The 20,153-nt window shown below is 28.5% G+C and carries 16 protein-coding genes, 1 other RNA gene and 1 pseudogene; 1 reads left to right on the top strand and 17 read right to left on the bottom strand.

Going from position 1 to position 20,153, the window contains the following annotated elements:
- Positions 1-9 precede the first annotated feature (9 nt).
- From QIA00_RS03665 to QIA00_RS03655, 3 genes are read right to left on the bottom strand one after another with little or no spacing between them, the layout of a single operon-like run.
- Positions 10-981, bottom strand: coding sequence for a MinD/ParA family protein (locus tag QIA00_RS03665; RefSeq protein WP_316257525.1), 972 nt, complete (start codon positions 979-981; stop codon positions 10-12).
- 9 nt (positions 982-990) lie between these two features.
- Entirely contained in the window at positions 991-1,773 is a 783-nt protein-coding gene (locus QIA00_RS03660; RefSeq protein ID WP_301427467.1) for a potassium channel family protein, read from the bottom strand.
- Between the two features lie 5 nt (positions 1,774-1,778).
- Positions 1,779-3,101 carry a TrkH family potassium uptake protein gene (locus QIA00_RS03655; RefSeq protein WP_316257665.1) on the bottom strand — a complete coding sequence of 441 codons (1,323 nt, stop codon included), beginning with the start codon at positions 3,099-3,101 and terminating at the stop codon, positions 1,779-1,781.
- A gap of 96 nt (positions 3,102-3,197) precedes the next feature.
- On the opposite strand from QIA00_RS03655, the gene cyaB reads away from it, so the two are divergent.
- On the top strand, positions 3,198-3,746 hold the full coding sequence (gene cyaB, locus QIA00_RS03650; RefSeq protein ID WP_316257524.1) for a class IV adenylate cyclase: 549 nt from the start codon (positions 3,198-3,200) through the stop codon (positions 3,744-3,746).
- Here cyaB and QIA00_RS03645 read toward each other — a convergent pair.
- From QIA00_RS03645 to mltG, 14 genes and pseudogenes are all read right to left on the bottom strand, one after another.
- Entirely contained in the window at positions 3,720-5,165 is a 1,446-nt protein-coding gene (locus QIA00_RS03645) for a hypothetical protein (RefSeq protein ID WP_316257523.1), read from the bottom strand. The two genes, cyaB and QIA00_RS03645, sit on opposite strands and share 27 nt — an antisense overlap.
- Positions 5,152-5,781, bottom strand: a complete 630-nt coding sequence (gene pgsA, locus QIA00_RS03640; RefSeq protein WP_316257522.1) for a CDP-diacylglycerol--glycerol-3-phosphate 3-phosphatidyltransferase — start codon at positions 5,779-5,781, stop codon at positions 5,152-5,154. Before pgsA ends, QIA00_RS03645 begins: the two co-directional genes overlap by 14 nt.
- A gap of 4 nt (positions 5,782-5,785) precedes the next feature.
- Positions 5,786-7,531: a threonine--tRNA ligase gene (thrS, locus tag QIA00_RS03635; protein ID WP_316257521.1), complete on the bottom strand. Its 1,746-nt coding sequence runs from the start codon at positions 7,529-7,531 to the stop codon at positions 5,786-5,788.
- 166 nt (positions 7,532-7,697) lie between these two features.
- A complete protein-coding gene (gene rodA / locus QIA00_RS03630; protein WP_316257664.1) occupies positions 7,698-9,014 on the bottom strand; it encodes a rod shape-determining protein RodA in 1,317 nt (438 codons plus the stop codon).
- Positions 9,015-9,018: 4 nt separating this feature from the next.
- Positions 9,019-10,818, bottom strand: coding sequence for a penicillin-binding protein 2 (gene mrdA, locus QIA00_RS03625; RefSeq protein ID WP_316257520.1), 1,800 nt, complete (start codon positions 10,816-10,818; stop codon positions 9,019-9,021).
- Positions 10,818-11,300 (bottom strand): rod shape-determining protein MreD, encoded by a 483-nt coding sequence (mreD, locus tag QIA00_RS03620; protein ID WP_316257518.1) that lies wholly within the window; start codon positions 11,298-11,300, stop codon positions 10,818-10,820. Before mreD ends, mrdA begins: the two co-directional genes overlap by 1 nt.
- Entirely contained in the window at positions 11,300-12,145 is an 846-nt protein-coding gene (gene mreC, locus QIA00_RS03615) for a rod shape-determining protein MreC (RefSeq protein WP_316257516.1), read from the bottom strand. The genes mreD and mreC overlap by 1 nt, the downstream gene beginning before the upstream one ends.
- Positions 12,146-12,148: 3 nt before the next feature.
- Complete coding sequence (locus QIA00_RS03610; RefSeq protein WP_002557301.1) at positions 12,149-13,198, bottom strand: rod shape-determining protein; 1,050 nt, start codon at positions 13,196-13,198, stop codon at positions 12,149-12,151.
- Between the two features lie 10 nt (positions 13,199-13,208).
- Positions 13,209-14,177, bottom strand: coding sequence for a tetratricopeptide repeat protein (locus QIA00_RS03605; RefSeq protein WP_316257514.1), 969 nt, complete (start codon positions 14,175-14,177; stop codon positions 13,209-13,211).
- Positions 14,178-14,201: 24 nt separating this feature from the next.
- An RNA gene (rnpB, locus tag QIA00_RS03600) (RNase P RNA component class A) lies at positions 14,202-14,556 on the bottom strand.
- A gap of 26 nt (positions 14,557-14,582) precedes the next feature.
- Positions 14,583-15,341 carry a zinc ribbon domain-containing protein gene (locus QIA00_RS03595; RefSeq protein ID WP_316257512.1) on the bottom strand — a complete coding sequence of 253 codons (759 nt, stop codon included), beginning with the start codon at positions 15,339-15,341 and terminating at the stop codon, positions 14,583-14,585.
- Between the two features lie 12 nt (positions 15,342-15,353).
- Positions 15,354-17,248: pseudogene (rpoD, locus tag QIA00_RS03590) on the bottom strand (RNA polymerase sigma factor RpoD).
- Between the two features lie 3 nt (positions 17,249-17,251).
- On the bottom strand, positions 17,252-19,033 hold the full coding sequence (gene dnaG / locus QIA00_RS03585) for a DNA primase (RefSeq protein ID WP_316257510.1): 1,782 nt from the start codon (positions 19,031-19,033) through the stop codon (positions 17,252-17,254).
- 5 nt (positions 19,034-19,038) lie between these two features.
- The gene (gene mltG, locus QIA00_RS03580) at positions 19,039-20,070 is read right to left on the bottom strand and encodes an endolytic transglycosylase MltG (RefSeq protein ID WP_316257509.1); all 1,032 of its coding nucleotides are present in this window, start codon (positions 20,068-20,070) and stop codon (positions 19,039-19,041) included.
- Between the last annotated feature and the right edge of the window lie 83 nt (positions 20,071-20,153).

Raw genomic sequence — 20,153 nt, 5'->3', positions numbered from 1 at the left:
ATAGCCTAATTATTTTCTAATAAATCGACTTTGATCTTTAATCATATCGTATATGTCATCGTAAATATATGGAGACCCCTCAATAGGAGATTTAATTAGATTACCAGCTATGAATTCAAAATATTTATTCAACTTTGAATTTTTCTCAAAATCAATAAATGGCACTCTATTATTAATAGCCTCTCTGAAACTTTTTGCAAAAGGCACAAAACCTATAAACTCTATTGGTATATTAATATTATTCTTAACAACATTAATCAAATTTTCACACATAGCAATCTCTTCACTAGTTTCTATTCTATTTAACACAACTCTGGGATAAAAATTATTCATCATTCTCTTAACTTTTAAAGAAGAACTCAAAGAAATAAGTTCAATCCCAATAACCAAATCTTTAAATCCACGGTTTGTACCTTCAATCTTATCTTTAAAAAAATTACTAATATACTCCCGTTCGGGGCTTTTTTGCGGAAATCCTAAATACAAAAGACGATAAAGAGCATTCTTTAAAAAAGAATAAGCATTGAGTATGGAAGGAGTTTCTGGTATTGTAACAATTACGCCGCTATAAGATGCTAAATAGAAATCTATTGTATTATAAGAAGTTCCAGATCCCAAATCTAAAAAAATAAAATCGGCAATAAGATCTTTTTGAATGGATTCTATAATTTTTTTCTTAATAGAAAAAGGGAGATTAGCTGTTCCCGTATAAAGAGCATCACCTGGAATAAGATAAAGTTTATCATACGGCGTTGTACATACTAAATCTGAAAAACTTTTACTCTTTTTATTAATAAAAGAACCAATGCCTAAACCCTTATTTTTAACTCCCAAACACGTATGTAGATTAGAACCTCCAAGATCAAGGTCAACAAGTATTACAGTTTTACCTAAACTAGAAAGCTTGTAACCAACATTTGCAACAAAAGATGTTTTTCCAACACCACCTTTGCCACTTGCTACAGGAATAATTTTAGTCATTCTTAAATCCTAATTATCCTTACGATCTTTTTGAAAAATTTTCATAAAATTAAAAATCCCTACAAATCTCGATTTCTTCTCAGAATCTTTATTTAAATTTTCATCTTCTTTAGAGCCCGAAATTAAATCTTTAATTAAATCTTTATTATTTGTGAAATTTTCAATACTATCTGGTTTCCCACAAATCACAATTTTATCATCTTTTAAAAAAAAATAATCGCCATCAACAAATTCATATCTAGAATTACTTAAATTTCTAACAGCAATAACTGTAATCCCACATTCTCTTCTAAGATCGGCTTCAAAAAGAGTTTTACCAACATATTCTTTGGGAATAACAGTTTCAGCAACAATAATATCATACCCAATAATATTATAAGTTGAAAGATTCGGAGATACTAATAATGGAGTTAATCTTCTTGCAGCATCTTTACTTGGAAATATAATTTTTGTTGCGCCAAGGGTTTTTAATATTTCAGCATCATCCCTATTTTCGGTCTTAACACATATTTCTTTCAAACCTAAAAGATTGCAATAGTGAGTAACAAGAGCACTTTTGCCAAGATCATCATCAAAGTCAATAACAACCGCATCTGTATCTACTGGAATTATTCTTTTTAAAGCATTTTTAGTAAATTGCTCAACAACAAAGCTTTCTGTAGATATCACATCATATTCTTCAATAAGCTCTTTAGATGTATCTATAATAATAATTTGACAATCAAGCTTACTTAAATCTTCAAGTAGGTGAATTCCCAAATTACTAAGTCCAATAATAACAAATGTTTTCATGTGCTTCAACCAACCAAAATATCTTGCCTTGGCCTTGTAAATTCTTCAAAACGCGACCTTCTTGAAACAAAAACAGCCATTGAAAAAAGCCCTATTCGTCCTGCAAACATAGTAAAAATTATAATGACTTTCCCCAAAAATGACAAATCCTGAGTTACTCCAACCGAAAGACCAACCGTTCCAAAAGCAGAAAATACTTCATAACCCAAATCAATAACCTTCCAATTGCCAGATCCTCCCTCAAAAAAAAGAAGCATAAAAAAAGAAAAACTTAAAATAAAAATAGCTCTTGCAAAAAATAAAAGCGCAAATCTTATACTATCTATTGAAACCTTGTAAGACCCAATAATATATCCATTGCCGCTTTGATTTTTAACAACAGCTAATACAATTAAAAAAAATGTTGTAATCTTAATACCTCCTGCAGTTGATCCGGGTGCACCACCAATAAACATGAATGGCAGAGAAATTATTTGAGTTCTTCCACTTATTAAAGAATTATCAAGATAATTAAAACCAGCTGTTCTAGTACTAATCGAATAAAAAATTGAATTAAATATTAAAGTACTCATTGAATAACCAGCTTTTAATTTATGCATCTCTGTAAAAAAAAATAAAATTGCTCCAATTATAATTAAAAAGAAACTTAAAGAAAAAACTATTTTGGCATGAAGCGATAGTTTTTTTTTGTTCTTAATAGTATTCCTTACATCTCTATAGACCATAAACCCAAGCCCACCACAAATTATTAAAATAGAGACCACAACTATAGCTTCAGGAACATCTCGCCATGCATAAATACTCTCAGAATGCATGGAAAAACCTGCATTACAAAAAGCAGAAATTGTCGTAAATAAAGCCTCTAAAAATGAAATATTCACCCCCCTAAGTTTAAAACAAATAAGTATTAATATTAAACCTATCATTTCAATTGAAAAAGTTATAAACAATATGCTTTTTAAAATTCTAATAGGATTATATTCTATATTTGAAAGGCAATACTGCTTTATTATTCTTGCATCTGTTAAATTCATTTTCTTTTTAGGTATAAGCAAATAAAAAGTGGTAATACTTATAAATCCAAGTCCCCCAAGCTGGATTAGTAACATTATTAAAATAAATCCAAAAGTAGAAAAGCCTTCCATTTTAACCGTTATAAGGCCTGTAATACTTACAGCAGAAACAGCAGTAAAAAGAGCGTCGATGTATGCCAATCTGCCATCACCTTCCCAGGAAATAGGCAACATCAACAAAAGAGAGCCTACAAACATAATTAAAACGAAATAACTAAAAAGTAAAAACCTGTCGCTAAATTCAAATTTCAACATATCATACAAAAAGTTGTTTAAATTATTAAAAATTCATCTTATATAGCATAATATTTTAACATTGAAATATTATCATAATTACATTATTTTTAATATATGTTTGAAATAGAATCAAAAGCATTTATTCCCCCAAAAGAGTTAAAAAGAATTATTAAGCTAGCAAATAAAAAATTTAAGTTTATTAAAGAAGAAATAAAAACTGACATCTATTACTCAAACCAAAAAAAAATTATAAGAATAAGAAAATTAAATACTCTAGAAAAAATTGTTACATTTAAAAAAAAAATATTAGACAACAACAACAACAACAACAATAATAATATAGAAATTAATAAAGAAATAGAATTCAAAATAGATAGTATTAATAATTTTTTAATTCTTATAAAAGAACTTAAATTTAAAAAGCTATACAAAAAAATAAAAAAAAGTCTAATTTATCAAGCTAATAATTTAAATATAGAAATAAACGAAATAAAAAATCTTGGATTTTTTTTAGAAATAGAAAAAATAATTAACAATCAAAATGATATAGATTTGGCAAAAAAAGAGATTGATAATATAATCAATCAATTTGGATTAAAAGAAAACCTTGAAACTAGACCTTACTCTGAATTACTTTCATTGGCAAACCAAAGTAAAAAATAATTCATTGGAATTAGAGCCTAAAGTAGAGATTATAAGCCCTTGATTACCATAAATTCCAATCTGAGGATTTTTAACATCGCTTTTAAAATTCTCCAACTTATTTAAAAAATACCAATTTTTATTCTTAAAATAAATTAATCTCACATTATTATTATCCTCAAAAGCTAAAAACAAAGTATTATTATAAAGCCCAATGTCAGTACTTAAACCTTCCATTTCAACATTAGGACTTATGTTAATCCATCTATTACTTTTCAAAGGACAAATGCTTATAATAGGTCTATTTTCAGAAACAAAACTCATAATTATTTGATTAAAATTAGAATCAAAAAAGCCTTTAATAAAATTAGCCATATAAACAGAAGAAATATTGGAATTTACCCAAGCATTCTCATTGTTTACAATAAATTCAGATTTAATCTCATTGTTTGACTTATAATTATAAAAAATGCCCAAAAAAGGTTCAGATATTAGTCCAATGTTTGATGAATTAACATTAGAATCACCTTTACTTAAATAAGCATGTATTACATCGGTCCAAATACTTCCGTAGCCCATATTCGAAATTAAATTGATTTTATATTCACCCCCAATTTTCCTCAAATATGCTAAATACAACCTATCTTTTAAATCGATGCTAATATTCAATAAAGATCCAAAATTTTCTATGTGCCCAGGACTAATATCAATCCATTTTCTACTATTAAATTTTTTAACTATAAGCTCACTGGCAAAATCAGCTCCTGATTTTGTAACAAACGCAATATATAAATTTCCTTTCGAATTAATTGAAAAGTCAAAATTAACTATATTAGTAATATTTCCATTAACAGATGAATCAAGATTAAACCAACCAACACCCTCAATAAATTCAGCAACTTTAATGTCATCGCTATTTTCTAACTGATAGGCAATATAAATATTGCTTTTATAAATCCTTAATACATACTTTTTAAGCTTGGCAGCTAAATTTAAAACAGGTAAATCTTTTAAAATAAAAAATAAATCTTCTTTTTCGATCTTAGATGTTTTAGCTTTAAGAGAATCGCTACTTAAAATTGAAAAATCTAAATCTGTAAGCGAAAACCTTATGTTTTCATTTTTAGTACCAACATATATTATTGCATAAAGAAAATTTTTATCTAATCTTAGTTTAAAATCTCTTTTTTTTACTTTATCAGTTATATATTTTTTATTAGAAATATCATAAATTTTAAAAACAAAATCGGAATTTGAACTTTTATCTAGGGTTAAAATATAATCAGAAGATTTGCTAACTTTCAAATAAACACTTCCTTTCCCATTTTTATTTAAAATACTCAAAGGACTAATTTCTGTTAAGATTTGATTTACTTGAGCTTGAATAAAAGAAAGTTTTGTAAATAAAAATAGCAAAATGAATGTCTTATTTATTTTCATATTTTTTTACATTCAAAAATATTAACACATATTCTAAAAATGATAAAATTGCAAAAAAAGCAGCACAAACATATGTCATTTGAACAATAAATAAAAATTTAAATTCAAAAGTTAAAATGTAACTAATAAAATTTTGAACAGGTTCTGTAAAGTTGAGTTGATTTAAAGTATAAAATAAAAGACTTGCAAAAGTACAAACAGCATAAAGAAGTGACTTTAATTTTCCTAAAAAATTTGCTTGTTGAACTACATTAAACTGAATAATTAAATTTCTAACAAACCCAATAGAAATTTCACGATAAATAAATATTACAAAAAAATAATAAGGGGTTATACCTTTGTAAAAGAAAAAAACAAAATAAGTTAAATGTTGCAAAACATCCGCATAAGGATCTAAAATTTTACCTACATTGCTAACAAGACCATATTTTCTTGCAAGATACCCATCAATAAAATCAGTAAATTCATTAAAAATAATTAAAAACCAAATAATTCCAAAAAATAAATACGAAAAAAATACATTTTCCAAAAAAAATAAAATTAATATGATAAAGGAAAGTACAATTCTAGCTAATGTTATTTTATTGGGGGTAATGACCTTGATTAAATTATTCAATTTATCAAATCTCCTTGTCTCTTATTTTAAATAAAATAAATTTAAGAGCTTCAGCAAGTTTCATTCCATTTATTTGCTCATTTGTTCTTGTTCTAATAGATATTCTCTCTTCTGTTGCTTCTCTCTCACCAATTATAAACATATAAGGTATTTTTTTAGCTTGATATTCCCTAATTTTAGCATTCATTCTTGAGGAACTATTATCAAGTTTTATTCTAATCCCCTCATTTTTAAATTTATTAAAAACTTTAACAGCATAACCTTCTACAATATTGTTAACAGGAATGATTACTACTTGAATAGGAGATAACCATAAAGGAAACGCTCCACCATAATGCTCTACAAGAATTCCAAAAAATCTTTCAATAGATCCCAACAAAGCTCGATGAATCATAAATGGCCTTTTTTCTTTACCATCCTCAGCAGTATAAGTCATATTAAATCTCTCAGGGAGATTAAAATCAAATTGAATTGTACTCATCTGCCACTCTCTCTCAAGCGAATCAACTATCTTAAGATCAATTTTAGGCCCATAAAAAGCACCTCCCCCTTTATCAATTTCATAAGGAACTTCAAAATCACTTAAAGTCTCTTCAAGAACTTTTAAAGACATTTCCCAATCAGAATCATTGCCCACAGATTTGTCAGGCTTTGTAGAAAGATATGCCTTTAGATTGCTAAAGCCAAATTTACTCCACATATAAATAGCAAACCTAAGAACTTCTTTAATCTCATCTAAAACTTGAGAATGCGTGCATATAATATGAGCATCATCCTGAGTAAACCCTCTGACCCTCATCATGCCATGCAAAGCGCCTATCTTTTCATAACGATACACAGTGCCAAGTTCAGCCCATCTAAATGGCAAATCTCTATAAGAATGCTTACCTGTATTGTAAATTGCAATATGAAAAGGACAATTCATGGGCTTAAGATAATAATCACTTTTATCCATTTCTATTTTTTCAAACATACTATCCTTATAAAAGTCTAAATGACCAGAAGTTTGCCAAAGCCAAGATTTGCCAACGTGAGGAGTAAAAAGAATATCATATCCATTTTTAGAGTGTTCTTCTCTCCAAAAATCTTCTATTAAAGTTCTTATTTTAGCACCATTGGGATGAAAAAAAACAAGTCCTGGTCCAATCTCTTCATGAATAGAAAATAAATCAAGCTCTTTTCCAAGCTTTCTATGATCTCTTTTTTTTATTTCCTCTCTCAAATTAAGATAAGATCTTAGCTCTTTTTCATTATTCCACAAGGTTCCATAAATTCTGGTAAGCATTGGGTTTTTTTCACTGCCCCGCCAATAAGCTCCAGCAATGCTAGTAAGCTTAAATGCCTTTGGATCAATTTTATTCATGTTCTCAACATGAGGACCCCTACAAAGATCGACAAAATTATGACTCTTGTAAATAGAAACTTCATTTTGTAAATCAAAATTTTTAATCAAATCAATCTTATAAGGCTCATCCTTAAAAATTTCAAGAGCCTGCTCTACGCTTATTATCTCTTTTTCAAAAGAACTCCCAGTCTTTAAAATTTCTCTCATTCTATTTTCTATGTCTAAAAGAGAATCTTCTGTTATCTGCTTTTTAAATTCAAAATCATAATAAAAACCATCTTTAATGGGAGGACCTATTGCAATCTTGGTATTTGGAAATAAATCACGAACAGCCTCTGCCATAACATGAGCTATTGAGTGTCTTTTTTTGTAAAGAACATCTTCTTTGTCTAAATCTTTGCTCACAAAAATACCTTTAGCCTTTCGATTTTTATTAAAAAATTAAAATTCACACTCATCACTTTTACGCAAAAAATATGCACCTCAAATATTTATAATTACTAAATTAAAATATACAAAAAAATTTTCTAAAAAAATAGAGATAAGAAAACAAAAAACTAAAAATAAATTCTCAATCCATAGCAACTATTGATTCAATATTAAAATAAAAAGACATTGCTAAGAAAAATGTAATAGTAGAAGAACCTCCATAAGAGAGAAAAGGAAAGGGAATCCCAGTAATAGGAAGAACTCCTAAAGACATTCCAACATTAAATGAGGTATGAAAAAATAAAAGTCCCAAAATTCCAGATATTACTAAGGCCATATACCTATCTTGACTTTTATTCATTATTATCAAAAATTTTAAAAAAAGAAAAAAAAATAATACTAAAATAGTACTAACACCTAAAAATCCAAACTCTTCGGCAAGAATAGAAAAAATAAAATCTGTGCTTTGAGATGGCACATAATTAGCATGGGTATAAGGCCCCTTTAAAAATCCTTTACCCAAAAGACCACCAGAACCAATTGCTATTTTAACCTGATTCAAATTCCAACCAGCGCCCTTAGCATCAATAGCCGGATCTAAGAATACCAAAAACCGTTTAATCTGATAGGTTTTCATTAACTTTGAAAGGACCTTTGAAAGCACTATTGAAACCAATAAAATAGAACTTGCAAAAAATACATAAAAATAAATTATTTTAATACTCAAACCATATTTAGAAATAAAAAATCCTAAAACAGAAATCAAAAGTATTAAAAGCAGCACCCCCATTATTACTCTAAAATAAAAAGGATTAGAGAAAATAAGATAAAATACATTGCCCATATTCACCTTATATTCATACCAAACTGGTAAAATTGCAAAAACAAAAGAAAAAAACCCTATCAACGCAAATGCCAAAACATAATGCAAATCTATTCCTGCAAAAAAAGAAATAAATATAAAAATGGTTAAATATACTATTGCTGTACCAAAATCAGGTTGCAACAATATAAGAATCACCGATGGAAAAATTAATAAAAATGCAGCGATAAAGGTAAAAAATTCATTATACCCCTTTTTTTCAGTATAAAATTTTGAAAGGGTCAAAATAATAATAACTTTACCAAATTCAGAAGGCTGTCCTCCAAGTTTCCATATACCAATCCAGGACCTTGCTCCATTTACTGTCATTCCAAAAAATGCAGTAAAAATTAAAGCCAATATTAATAAAAAATATAAAGGATACACCATGCTATACACAAATTTTAAATCATATTTACCCACTATAAAAATTAAAAAAAATCCAATAATTACCCAAAAGGTTTGTTTTATATATTCATTCTTAGTTAAAGATCCACTAATATTGTAATCGCTAGAATAAATCAACAATATACCAACAAAAGAAACTATAAGTAAGCTTATCAAAGCCAAATAATCATAATTTTTTCTAAAAACCATTAATCTACCTAATGTACCATGGTCTATAACCTTTAAGAAGATCTTCATAACTTTGATTTGCAAAAATGCCTTGCATTATTAAATCTGTAGATTTTGCAGGCCACCAATCCACATTACTTTTTGCCTCAACCAAACTAAAAACAATAATTTGATTATCGGCTGAACCGTTATAAGGCGCAAGTCCAATAAAAGAACTATTTTCAAAACCATCTATTCCAGTTTGACCAGTCCCTGTTTTTCCTCCAACCTCAACAGCTTTTGTAAGAACTGCATATTTTGCTGTACCATAAGTTACAACACTTCTCATATATTTTTTAAGAAGTTTAAATGTGTTTTTACTAATAAGATTTGTCTTTCTTAATATTTCTGGTTTATTCTCAAGAATAACTTTATTAGTACCACCTTTTAAAATTTTATTTACAATTCTAGGTTTATATACAACACCTTCATTTGCAATCATAGCAACCATATTAACAATCTGCATAGGAGTAGCATTTAAAAATCCTTGGCCTATTGAAAAATTTACAGTATCTCCTCCTACCCAAGGTTGATTGAAAGTTTTTTCTTTCCACTCAGGACTAGGAAGAAGGCCAGCTACTTCATTTGGCAAATCAATTCCTGTTTTTTCTCCAAAACCAAATTCTTTTGCATATTTTCTAATTCTATCAACCCCAAGATACTTAAGACCAAGTGTATAAAAATAAACATTAGAAGAATGTGCAATCGCCTCTTCTAAATTAACATACCCATGACCACCGGGCTTCCAACAATGAAAAATTCTATTTCCAACTTTAAAATATCCAGGACAATAAATTTTACGATCTTTATCTATAACTCTCTCTTCAAGAATAGCAGCAGCAACAACTAATTTAAAAATAGACGCGGGCGGATAAACAGATTGAATTGCTTTATTTAAAAAAGAGTAATCCTCCTTATTATCTTTATTGTAAACATCTTTCATAGAATAATAAGGGTAATTGTGAAGAGCAAGAACAGCACCTGTTGATGGTTTTAATACCACAATAGAACCATACCTTTTGCCTAAAGCATTCTTGGCAAGATCTTGAATATCTTTATTAATATTAAGCACAACATCATTACCTGGTACCATATTTCTTATAATAGAACCATCGTCTATTCTTCTCTCTTTAGAGTCTACTTTGTATTTTATTAACCCCTCTTGCCCTCTAATATAATTATCATAAACTTGCTCAATGCCTAACTTTCCAATCGTAGAAGTATTATCATATCCACTAACATTGTAAAACGTTCTAAGCTCTCTTTGATTTATTTGCCCAACATAACCGATTGAATGCGAATATGAATCGTCAACTAAATAGTTACGCTTAAAAGAATAAGTCCATAAAAGAGCAGGATAATAAAACTTTTTTTCAGAAATTTTAAATAACATCTTAGGAGTAAGTTCAATTATTTCAACATCTTTAAGATATCCACCAGGCTCTTGAAGTTTAGACAAAATAATTGATTTATCAATATCTAGCGTGTTTGATAAAAAATCTATCATCTCAATTCTAGTGGCAGCAGGCATATTGTAATACTGTTGCAAACTTATCTTTAAAATAAACATAGTTAAATTATTTGCCAAAATATTGGAATTAGAATCTAAAATCTCGCCCCTTGAGGCATTGATTTTTTCCAATCTTGATAAAAAAACATTGGCTTCTCTGTCATAAAATAAATGCTTACCGATCTGCATTTGAAATAAAATCGCCAAATAAAGCACCATAATTACTATTAAAAAAAATATGGCGAACTTGTATCTAAAATTTTTTATAACACCCACTAATAATCCTCTTTAAATGAATAAAAATTTCTAGTAAAGTAATTTTGAATTGGATATAAAAAGTTAATAGACATTATATTTACAACAAGATCAAGGTTAAAAATTGAATAATTAAAAGATTTTAAATCTACAAAATCATAAAATACAATAGCTAAAAACCATAATATAACTTTTGAAAGAATAAAAAATATTGTCATGCTAAGCATATTTTTAGGCATGAAAAACTTTATTTTATTGTTAAAATAAAATATTATCGTATACCCAAAAACAAAAAATCCAAGTGGTAATCCTGTAAAATAATCCATAAGAAGACCATATAAAATACTAGATAATAATCCCACATTAAAAATAAAATTTAAAGAATTAAAAACTAGAAAAATTAAAAAAATATCTATTGAAAAATAAAAATAAGTTGCAAAGTAGTGTTGAAAAATTTTACCTAAAAATGCGCTAGAAATAAAATATGTAAAAAATGCTGCCATTATTCACCAATCTCTTTGTTGTTTTTAATAAGAAAAACATATTCAAGCTTATCTAAAACTATAGCTGGCTCTACTTCTATTTTTAAAAGAGAATTGTAATCAAGAATATGAAAATTTGTAATCTTTCCAATATAAATACCAACCGGATATTCACTAAATCCAGCAGTAACAATAGAATCGCCTATTTTTAAATCTTTTTCAGCAAGTCTACTAACGTAATTCATTTCAAGTTTTTTCCCATAACCATTGCCTTCTATAAGCCCTATAAACCTACTACTTTGAATCCTTGCGGACACAAAATTTTCATAATTAGTCAAAGGCAAAATTTTAGCAGTATTGGAATAGACCTTTACAACTTTGCCCACAAGACCACTAAATCCATCCTGATATGCAACTGCTATCATATCCTTTTCTATTCCATCATTAAATCCTTTATTAATAGCCATTAAAGTCGATATGTTTGAATAGTTTAGATATATAATCTCTGCCGAAATAAAATCACTAGAGCTTGACGAATAAAAATTTAATTGCTCTTTAAGACGAACATTCTCTTGCCTTAGTGACTGTATATTTTGAGTTACTATTTCAAGCTGCTGTATTCTTTTTTTATAAAATTCTATCTTGTCCTTGTAATTTTTGTATTCATTTACAGTTTTAAAAACATTTGAAATAAAACTAAAAATTCCATGCATTCTGCTTTGAATATAAGAATTAAGAGTAAAAAACAAAAAATTATCAGATCTTCTCTTTTGAATACTGCTTGAATCATAAATCATAAAAACAAGAGAAACTATCAATACTAAAAGTACTTTGATAAAATTCTTGAATTTGACAAGAAAATTCATAATTTATTCATTGATAAAACTGTAAATATTCTTACTAATATCTATTCTATTGGCATAATCATAAAATAACCCAGCACCAACAGCTACAGAGAGAAGTGGATTGTCTGCAACATAAACAGGAACTCCGGTTTCTTTTGAAAGAAGCCTATTTAAGCCCTTAAGAAGAGCCCCTCCTCCTGTCAAAATGATGCCGCGCTCAACAATGTCTGTAGCAAGCTCTGGAGGCGTTGCACCAAGAGTGCGCTTAACTTCATCTACAACAACATTTATAGGTTCTTGCAAAGATTCTCTTACTTCCATAGAATCAACAAGTTGCTTTCTAGGAAGACCAGTTACAGCATCTGTACCCTTAATATCTATTTTTTCCACCCTTAAATTTTGAATATCAGGATATACATTTCCTATCTTAATTTTCAATTTTTCTGCTGTTTGTTGACCAATTATAATATTATGAGAATTTCTCATATACTTTATTATGCTTTCATCAAATTCGTCACCACCAGTCCTAATTGCTCTACTTACAACCATACCACCAAGAGAAATAACAGATATTTCTGTAGTTCCACCTCCAATATCACACACCATGTGACCTGTAGGTTCAAAAATAGGAATGTCAGATCCAATAGCAGCTGCAAGAGATTCTTCTATTACTTTAACTTCTCTTGCACCAGCATTCATTGCGCTCTCTTTTACAGCTCTTCGTTCAACCTCTGTAATACAAGTGGGTACACCTATTACCATTCTTGGCTTAAAAAATAATTTTTTACGAGAAAAAATTTGATTAATAAAATATTTGATCATCTTCTCTGTATTCTCAATGTCAGCAATAACTCCATCTCTAAGTGGGCGTACAGCTTTAATATTTTCTGGAGTTTTCCAAAGCATTTTTTTAGCATTCCTACCAACCGCAACAACTTTATTACCTTTGGTAATATCTATTGCAACAACAGAGGGCTCACTCATAACCACACCATAATCTTTGATATACACCAATGTATTACATGTCCCAAGATCAATGCCAATATCTATCAAAAAAGACTTAAACAAATTCAAATCAACCTCCCTAAAAGTCTTCCAAAGTAATTCCAAGTCTCTCTCTTGCTGCTTCTAAATAAGGATTAAGATTGAGAGCTTCTCTCCAGTATTTTCTAGCTTTAGGATAATCTTTATCTTTCTTTCTATATATATCTCCTATTTTAACATAAACGCTAGAATTTGAACTATTAATTTCTAGAACTTTATTATAGTAATTAAAAGCATTGTCATAATCACCTTTATCTAATAGAATGTCTCCATAAAGTAAATATACCTTTTGAATTAAATTTTCATCTGTTTTCCCACCCTTTGACAATTTCCTTTTCTCTTCTTCTATTATTTTTTCTATATACTCAATACTTTTGTTTATATCGTTCAACTTATAATTAACATAAGCCAAACTCCAAAGAACTAAATCAGATTTATTTTCATTAAAAGCTTTTTCAAAAAATTTCAAACTAGACTTGTAATCTCTTAAAAGCTGATACGAATATCCTAAATATTCAAAAATATCTTCTTTAATGTTTACAAAATCAAAGTTATCAGCACTTAAGGCCTTCTTTAAAAATTTTACAGCAAGCTCGCTATAAAACTCTCCTTTATGAGAATATGCTTTTCCCAATATGTAATACAAAGGACTTATGGAGACTCCATCATTTATAGAAATTAAAAATCTTAACCTTTCTATGGATTTATCTAAAAACTCTCCTTTTAGATATCCTTCATTAACTATTAAAGAATAATAAAAATATGAAAATCCCAAAAGTAAATTTAAATTAAAATCAAATCTATGATTTTTAATATCATTCTCAGCATAATCTATTATTTCTTTATATTCCTTTTTATCCCAGAGTGAAAGTAAATCAACTTCTGTTGGTCCTGCTTTTAAATAAGAACTAGAAAAAGATTTAAAATATGATAAAATGTAATAAATTAAAAAAATGAAAATGAAAATCATAAATGCGTAAAAAATATATCTTAAATATCTTATTTCCATTTAAAACTCTCTTTTAGGCTAATGAAATTAAGCTGACACCCATAAGCCGAGTTCTGTACTATGCCATCATCTCTCTTGTTTTTTTATCACTAAAAAAATCGTGCGATCTACCCGTAAGCATATCCTCAAGAACAAAGGGTGCTTACATACTTGATCTTGCTCCTAATGAGGTTTATCTTGCCTGTATTTATTGCTAAATAAGCGGTGAGCTCTTACCTCACCTTTTCACCCTTACCTTTTAAGGCGGTAATTTTCTGCGACACTTTCTTAGGTTTAAAACCCCTAGGCATTACCTAGCATTATGTTCTTATTGGAGCTCGGACTTTCCTCTTAAGCTTTAATTACTTATAAAACTAAGCGATGGCTGACTGCCAGCTTAAATAAAAAGTATCAAATTAATAAATTTTATTCAACAAGATCTGCCAAACTACCAGGAATTATTTCATCACTTATTCGAATTTTATCCTGATAATAAAGTATTCTACTGCAATAAGGACAAAATTTAATATCGTTAGGCTCACGCCTTACTTTGTTTGCAAATTCAATAGGAAGTATCATATGACAACCTTTACAAACATTGTTAACCAAAGGCACAACTCCATTTGATTTATTTCTTATTATTCTTTGAAATTTAAATAAAAAATCTTCATTCATTTTAGAAGCACAATTTAACTCTTCACTCTCTATTTCTAAAAGTTTTTTTTCAATTTCTAAAAGCTCAAGCTCAAAACTACTACTCTCAGCTCTAAAACATTCTTCTTCTTTGCTGTGCTTCTCGTTTACATCTAATATTTCCTTTTCTATTTTAGTTTTAAGTCCATTAACATGTGTCATTTTTTTTCTAATTGTAACTTCATCGTCAATAATAACCTGAAGTTCTTTTTCAAGAGCTTCATATTCTCTTTGTGTTTTAATGCTATCAATTTTTTCTTCAGCTTTGCTTTTTCTTGAATTAATATCTTGAATATCTAACTTTAAAGCAGAGTCTTCTTTTTGATACTCCTTAAACTTTTGTTGCAAATCAACAAGAACTTTCGACAATTCTTCAATCTGATTTTTTTTCGCCTCTAAATACTTGGGAATACTTTTTCGCCTTTCTTCAAGTTCAAACTTAGACTTATATATAACTTCAAGTTTTTTTAATGTATCAATATTATTTTCCATCAATCCTCCTGTTCAATTTAAATCTTCAAGATAATCTTTTAATTTCTGAGTTTTTTTGGGATTTTTAAGCCGCCTTAATGCTTTAGATTCAATCTGTCTAATTCTTTCTCTTGTAACATTAAAATGAAGTCCAACCTCTTCAAGAGTTAAAGAATAGCCATCTTCAAGTCCAAATCTCATTTTTACAACTTCTTGTTCTCTTTCAGGAAGAGTTCCAAGAATTGCTCTTATTTGATCTTGCAAAACTACAAAAGATGTGTGACTTGCAGGATTTTTTATTGCCTTATCCTCAATAAAATCGCTAAGAACAGAATCCTCCTCTTCTCCAATTGGTGTTTCAAGGGATACAGGCTCTCTTGAAACACTCTTTACGGTTTTGACCTTTTTAAGCTCCCACCCAAGTCTGTCTGAAAGCTCTTCATCTGTAGATCTTTGCCTAAAACTTGAATTAAATATCTAGTTTCTCTATTAAGCCTATTTATTTGTTCAATCATATGCACAGGAACTCTAATTGTGCGAGCTTGATCAGAAATAGACCTTGTTATGGCTTGCCTAATCCACCAAGTAGCATAAGTTGAAAACTTAAAACCTCTCTTATATTCGAACTTTTCAACAGCTTTAATCAATCCAATATTGCCTTCTTGAACAAGATCAAAAAAATGAAGACCCCTATTTGCATATTTTTTAGCAATGCTTACAACAAGTCTTAAATTAGCCTTAATCAACTGATCTTTAGCATGCTGCATCATTTGCTTACCTTTAGCAATCTCTTCTGACATGCTTATTATTTTATCCGTTGGATATTCATAATACATCTCAATTCTCTCAAGTTCTTTTTGAGCAAGCTGAGCCTCTGTAATCTGCTCTTTAATAGCATCTTCTTTAAGTTTGAGAGATTTTTCTATCTCTATTTTTTTTTCAGTAATAGTTAAATCTCTTCCAAGCACCCTTAAATCTCTTATTTTTTCAATTTTCAGTCTGCTCAAAATTATTCTTTGCTGTCTTTGTAAATCTTTTATTTTGTTAGCAGAGTCAATATAATCATCTGAAAAAATCCTTAACTCCTCTTGATACAAAGGAATGTCTCTTAAAAGCTCTTTTAGGGCCAATCTTTCCTTTTTTAAATTTTTTTCAAAAATATCCCCCCCAAGATCATACACCCTATGCTTATTATCCACATAACTTATTAAACGATCTTGAATTGGCTTTAAAGGAATTTTGTAAAAAGAGGCAATTCTTTTTTTTTTATTATAATAATCCGGACTACTCTCTTTATCCTTATCTTTTTCTCTTTTAAAAAACTCTTCTCTTTCCATCCTTGAGTAAATAGTATTCACAAGATTATAATAATTCTCTATAACAAGTCCCTCATTCTTAAGAATGTTTTCAATTATACTCTCTCCAGAATCCATTTGCTTTGCAAGTTCAACTTCTTGATTTCCTGTTAATAAAAACTCTTTTCCTATTTCCTTTAAATAAAGTTTGATTGGATCTTCTGAATGACTATCCTTTAAAACATTGCTTTTAATATAACCTGAACCTAAATCATCCTTAACAGAAATATCTTCTTCGTCACAATCATCCAGCTTAACATCAATATCAATATCTTCCTCATCACTTTGAAAACCATCATCTAAGATCATAAAATTTCTATCAGATTCAATTTCAACTTCTTCCTCTTCATCATTTCCATCTTCGCTGACAACCAGATCTAATTCCGAAATTTTATTAACTAATCTTATTCCCCTATCCTCAAGTACCGAACAAATACAATCAAGAACCTCTGGTTCTAATATGTCATCGGGAAGTAAATTTGATAATTCACTAAAACTAAGAGATTTTCTATCTCCCAAATGAGTAATAATACCCTCTATCAGCTTCGAATATTTCTTTTCCAAATCCGACAAAACCTAACTCCCTGGAACATCATCTATGTAGATTTTTAAATTTTTTCTCTGCATATTTAAAAACATTAACTCATTTATTTGAATTTTAGCATTTACCAAAGAGTCCCCATCATATCTTTTTTTGCAAAGCAAAACACGAGAATCTAATTTTCTTCTCTTGATTGCAAGTAAAATATGAATGAGCATCTCATCATCCACTTCAAATTCAGAATTTAAAATTTCTTCAAAAAAAAATTCACTAACTTTATAGGTATCCTTTAATTTTTTTTTTAAATCCATTAATGAAAAATCTTTATTATTTTCAAATAAATTTTCAAAGCACATAAAAACTTTTCTGGCATCGATATTAATTAAATCACTATCAATGATATTGCGCCTTACTATACTAAAATAACTAAAATTTTTCAACAAAGCTACTATTAGATACCTCTCATAAGAATCATCATTATGAGCATACAAATTTCTTTTATTATTGTCAACTACAAATCTTTCTTTTATTCTATAATAATCTTTTAATAAAGTTGTCACACCAACACCAAGTTTATTGCTTAGCTTGTCTAAAAAAATTTTTTTCTGAGTATCTACTTTTGATAAATTTATCAAATTTAAAAATAAATTAATCATGGTATTTAAATCTACAGTTTTATTTAAATCATATTTATTAGAATAAACATCCAAAAGATATTCAAAAGCATCACACCTATTATTTAAATTTTTTTGTAAGGAGTCTGCACCTTCACTTTTAAGAATATCCGCAGGATCAAGACCAAAATCCATTCTAAGAACACTAACATTAATATTAAATGGCAAACAAATTTGATAAGCTTTTAAAGTTGCAGAAAGTCCAGCATCATCACCGTCAAAAGAAAATATTATCTCATTAGCATATCTTTGGATCAAGGCTAAGTGTTCTTTTGAAAAAGTAGTACCAAGAGTAGATACAGCTCTTTTAATTCCAGATGTAAAAAAAGCAAGAACATCAATATATCCTTCTACCAATATAACTGATTTTGTAGATTTAATCTCCTCAAAACCCTCATAAAATCCATAAAGAAGTTCCCTTTTCTTAAAAACTTCAGTTTCACTTAAATTAATATACTTAGAACCTTTCCCATCTAAATCTCGACCCCCAAAACCAACAACATTTCCTTTAAAGTCTTTAATTGGAAAAATTAATCTTTGAGATAAAATAGAAGCTTTGGGATTCGTTTTCGAGAACAAACCACTTTTTCTAAGTACTTCAGAAGAGTATCCTTTTGAAACTAAAAAATCATAAAGCTCTAAACCACTTTTAACGTTAAATGGCAAATATCCAAGATCAAATAAATTAACGATTTCCTTAGATATTCCTCTACTTTTTAAAACATAATCTAAAGCTTTTTTGTTTTGATTCAAAAAAAATTTAATGGTATTAATTAACCTAGAATTCAAAGAGTAAATTTTTGAAATCATGTCTTTATTTTCATTTTTATTTTCACTTTCTTGACTTATTTTTAAATCATCATAATGAATGCCGGATTTTTCACATAAAATTTTAAGAGCATCATTGTAATTGATTTTTTCCATATCCATTAAAAATCCAATAACATCTCCACCCTTTTTGCATCCAAAACAATAAAAATATCCTTGCAAAGGATTTACAAAAAAAGAAGGGGTTTTCTCAGCATGAAAAGGACAAAGACCTTTATAAGCAGATCCTGATTTAACAAGCTTAATATACTGCTCCACAATAGCTACAATATCAAATTTGCTTTTAATTGAGGCCGCAGTTTGTAAATACTTCATACTGCTTAATCCTTAGTTATAAAATTTTTAATATAATCTTTTGCGCCTAAAAGATGTGAAGAATATTCTGATGAAAATTGATGTGTACCCAACTTAGAGTCTTTTACCACAAAAAATAAATATTGCGTATTTTTTGGGAAAAAAGCTGCTTGCAGCGAAATAATACCGGCATTTGAAATTGGAGTAGGAGGATATCCTTTATGGATATATGTGTTATAGGGAGAATCTATCTCTAAATCTGCAAAATAAATTCTCTTAGGATGGCTTCGTCCTAGCTCCTCTGTAATAACATATTCAATAGTAGCGCAAGATTGTAATGCCATACCAGATTTTATTCTATTATAAAACACCGAAGACATTATTGGGGCCTCACTTTTAACCCTATATTCACGTTCAACAATAGATGCTATTATTATCCTATTGTAAAGCTCCTTACTTGAATAATCACCAAGAACAACACCTATGGATTTGAGCTTACTTAAAAAATTGTCAACAAATATTCGAACTACATTCTTTACTTCTATACCCCTATAAAATTTATAGGTATCTGGAAATAAAAATCCCTCAAGAGAGTCGTAATCAAACCCAAGCTCATAAATAAATGATTTTTTGTTTATTAAAAAAATAAAATCTTGAATATCATCAATAACAGAAAATTCTTTAAGCTTTAAAGCAATTCTTCTGCTAGTATACCCTTCGGGTATTGTAACATCAATATTTACGTTAGAAGATCCCTTCAAAAACTCCTTATATATTTCAAATGTGGAAAGATTACCATTTATTAAATATCTCCCCTCTTTAAATTGTTTATCACTGCCTAAAATATACGAAATAAAAACAAGAAATAGTTCGGATTTAATTAATTTTTGTTTTTTGAGTTCTTTAGCTATTTTTTTGACTCCCCAACCTTTTTCAACATTAAATTCATAAACTAAGCCATTTGCTAAAGAAGATAAATTTAAAAAATATATAAAAATTGACAAAATAGATCCTAAAAAGAAAAAAAGAATAAACACTTTTCCAATTTTAATAAGCACAAAAATCTCCTAGCTAAACAAAAGTCTTTGCTAATTACACTTTGGCTATCAATTAAAATTTTTAATTGATAGCCAACATCATA

The organism is Borreliella americana (assembly GCF_032595795.2).
Lineage (GTDB): Bacteria > Spirochaetota > Spirochaetia > Borreliales > Borreliaceae > Borreliella > Borreliella americana.
The sequence above is the reverse complement of the archived record's forward strand: the minus strand, read 5'-3'. Positions and strand labels throughout refer to the sequence as shown.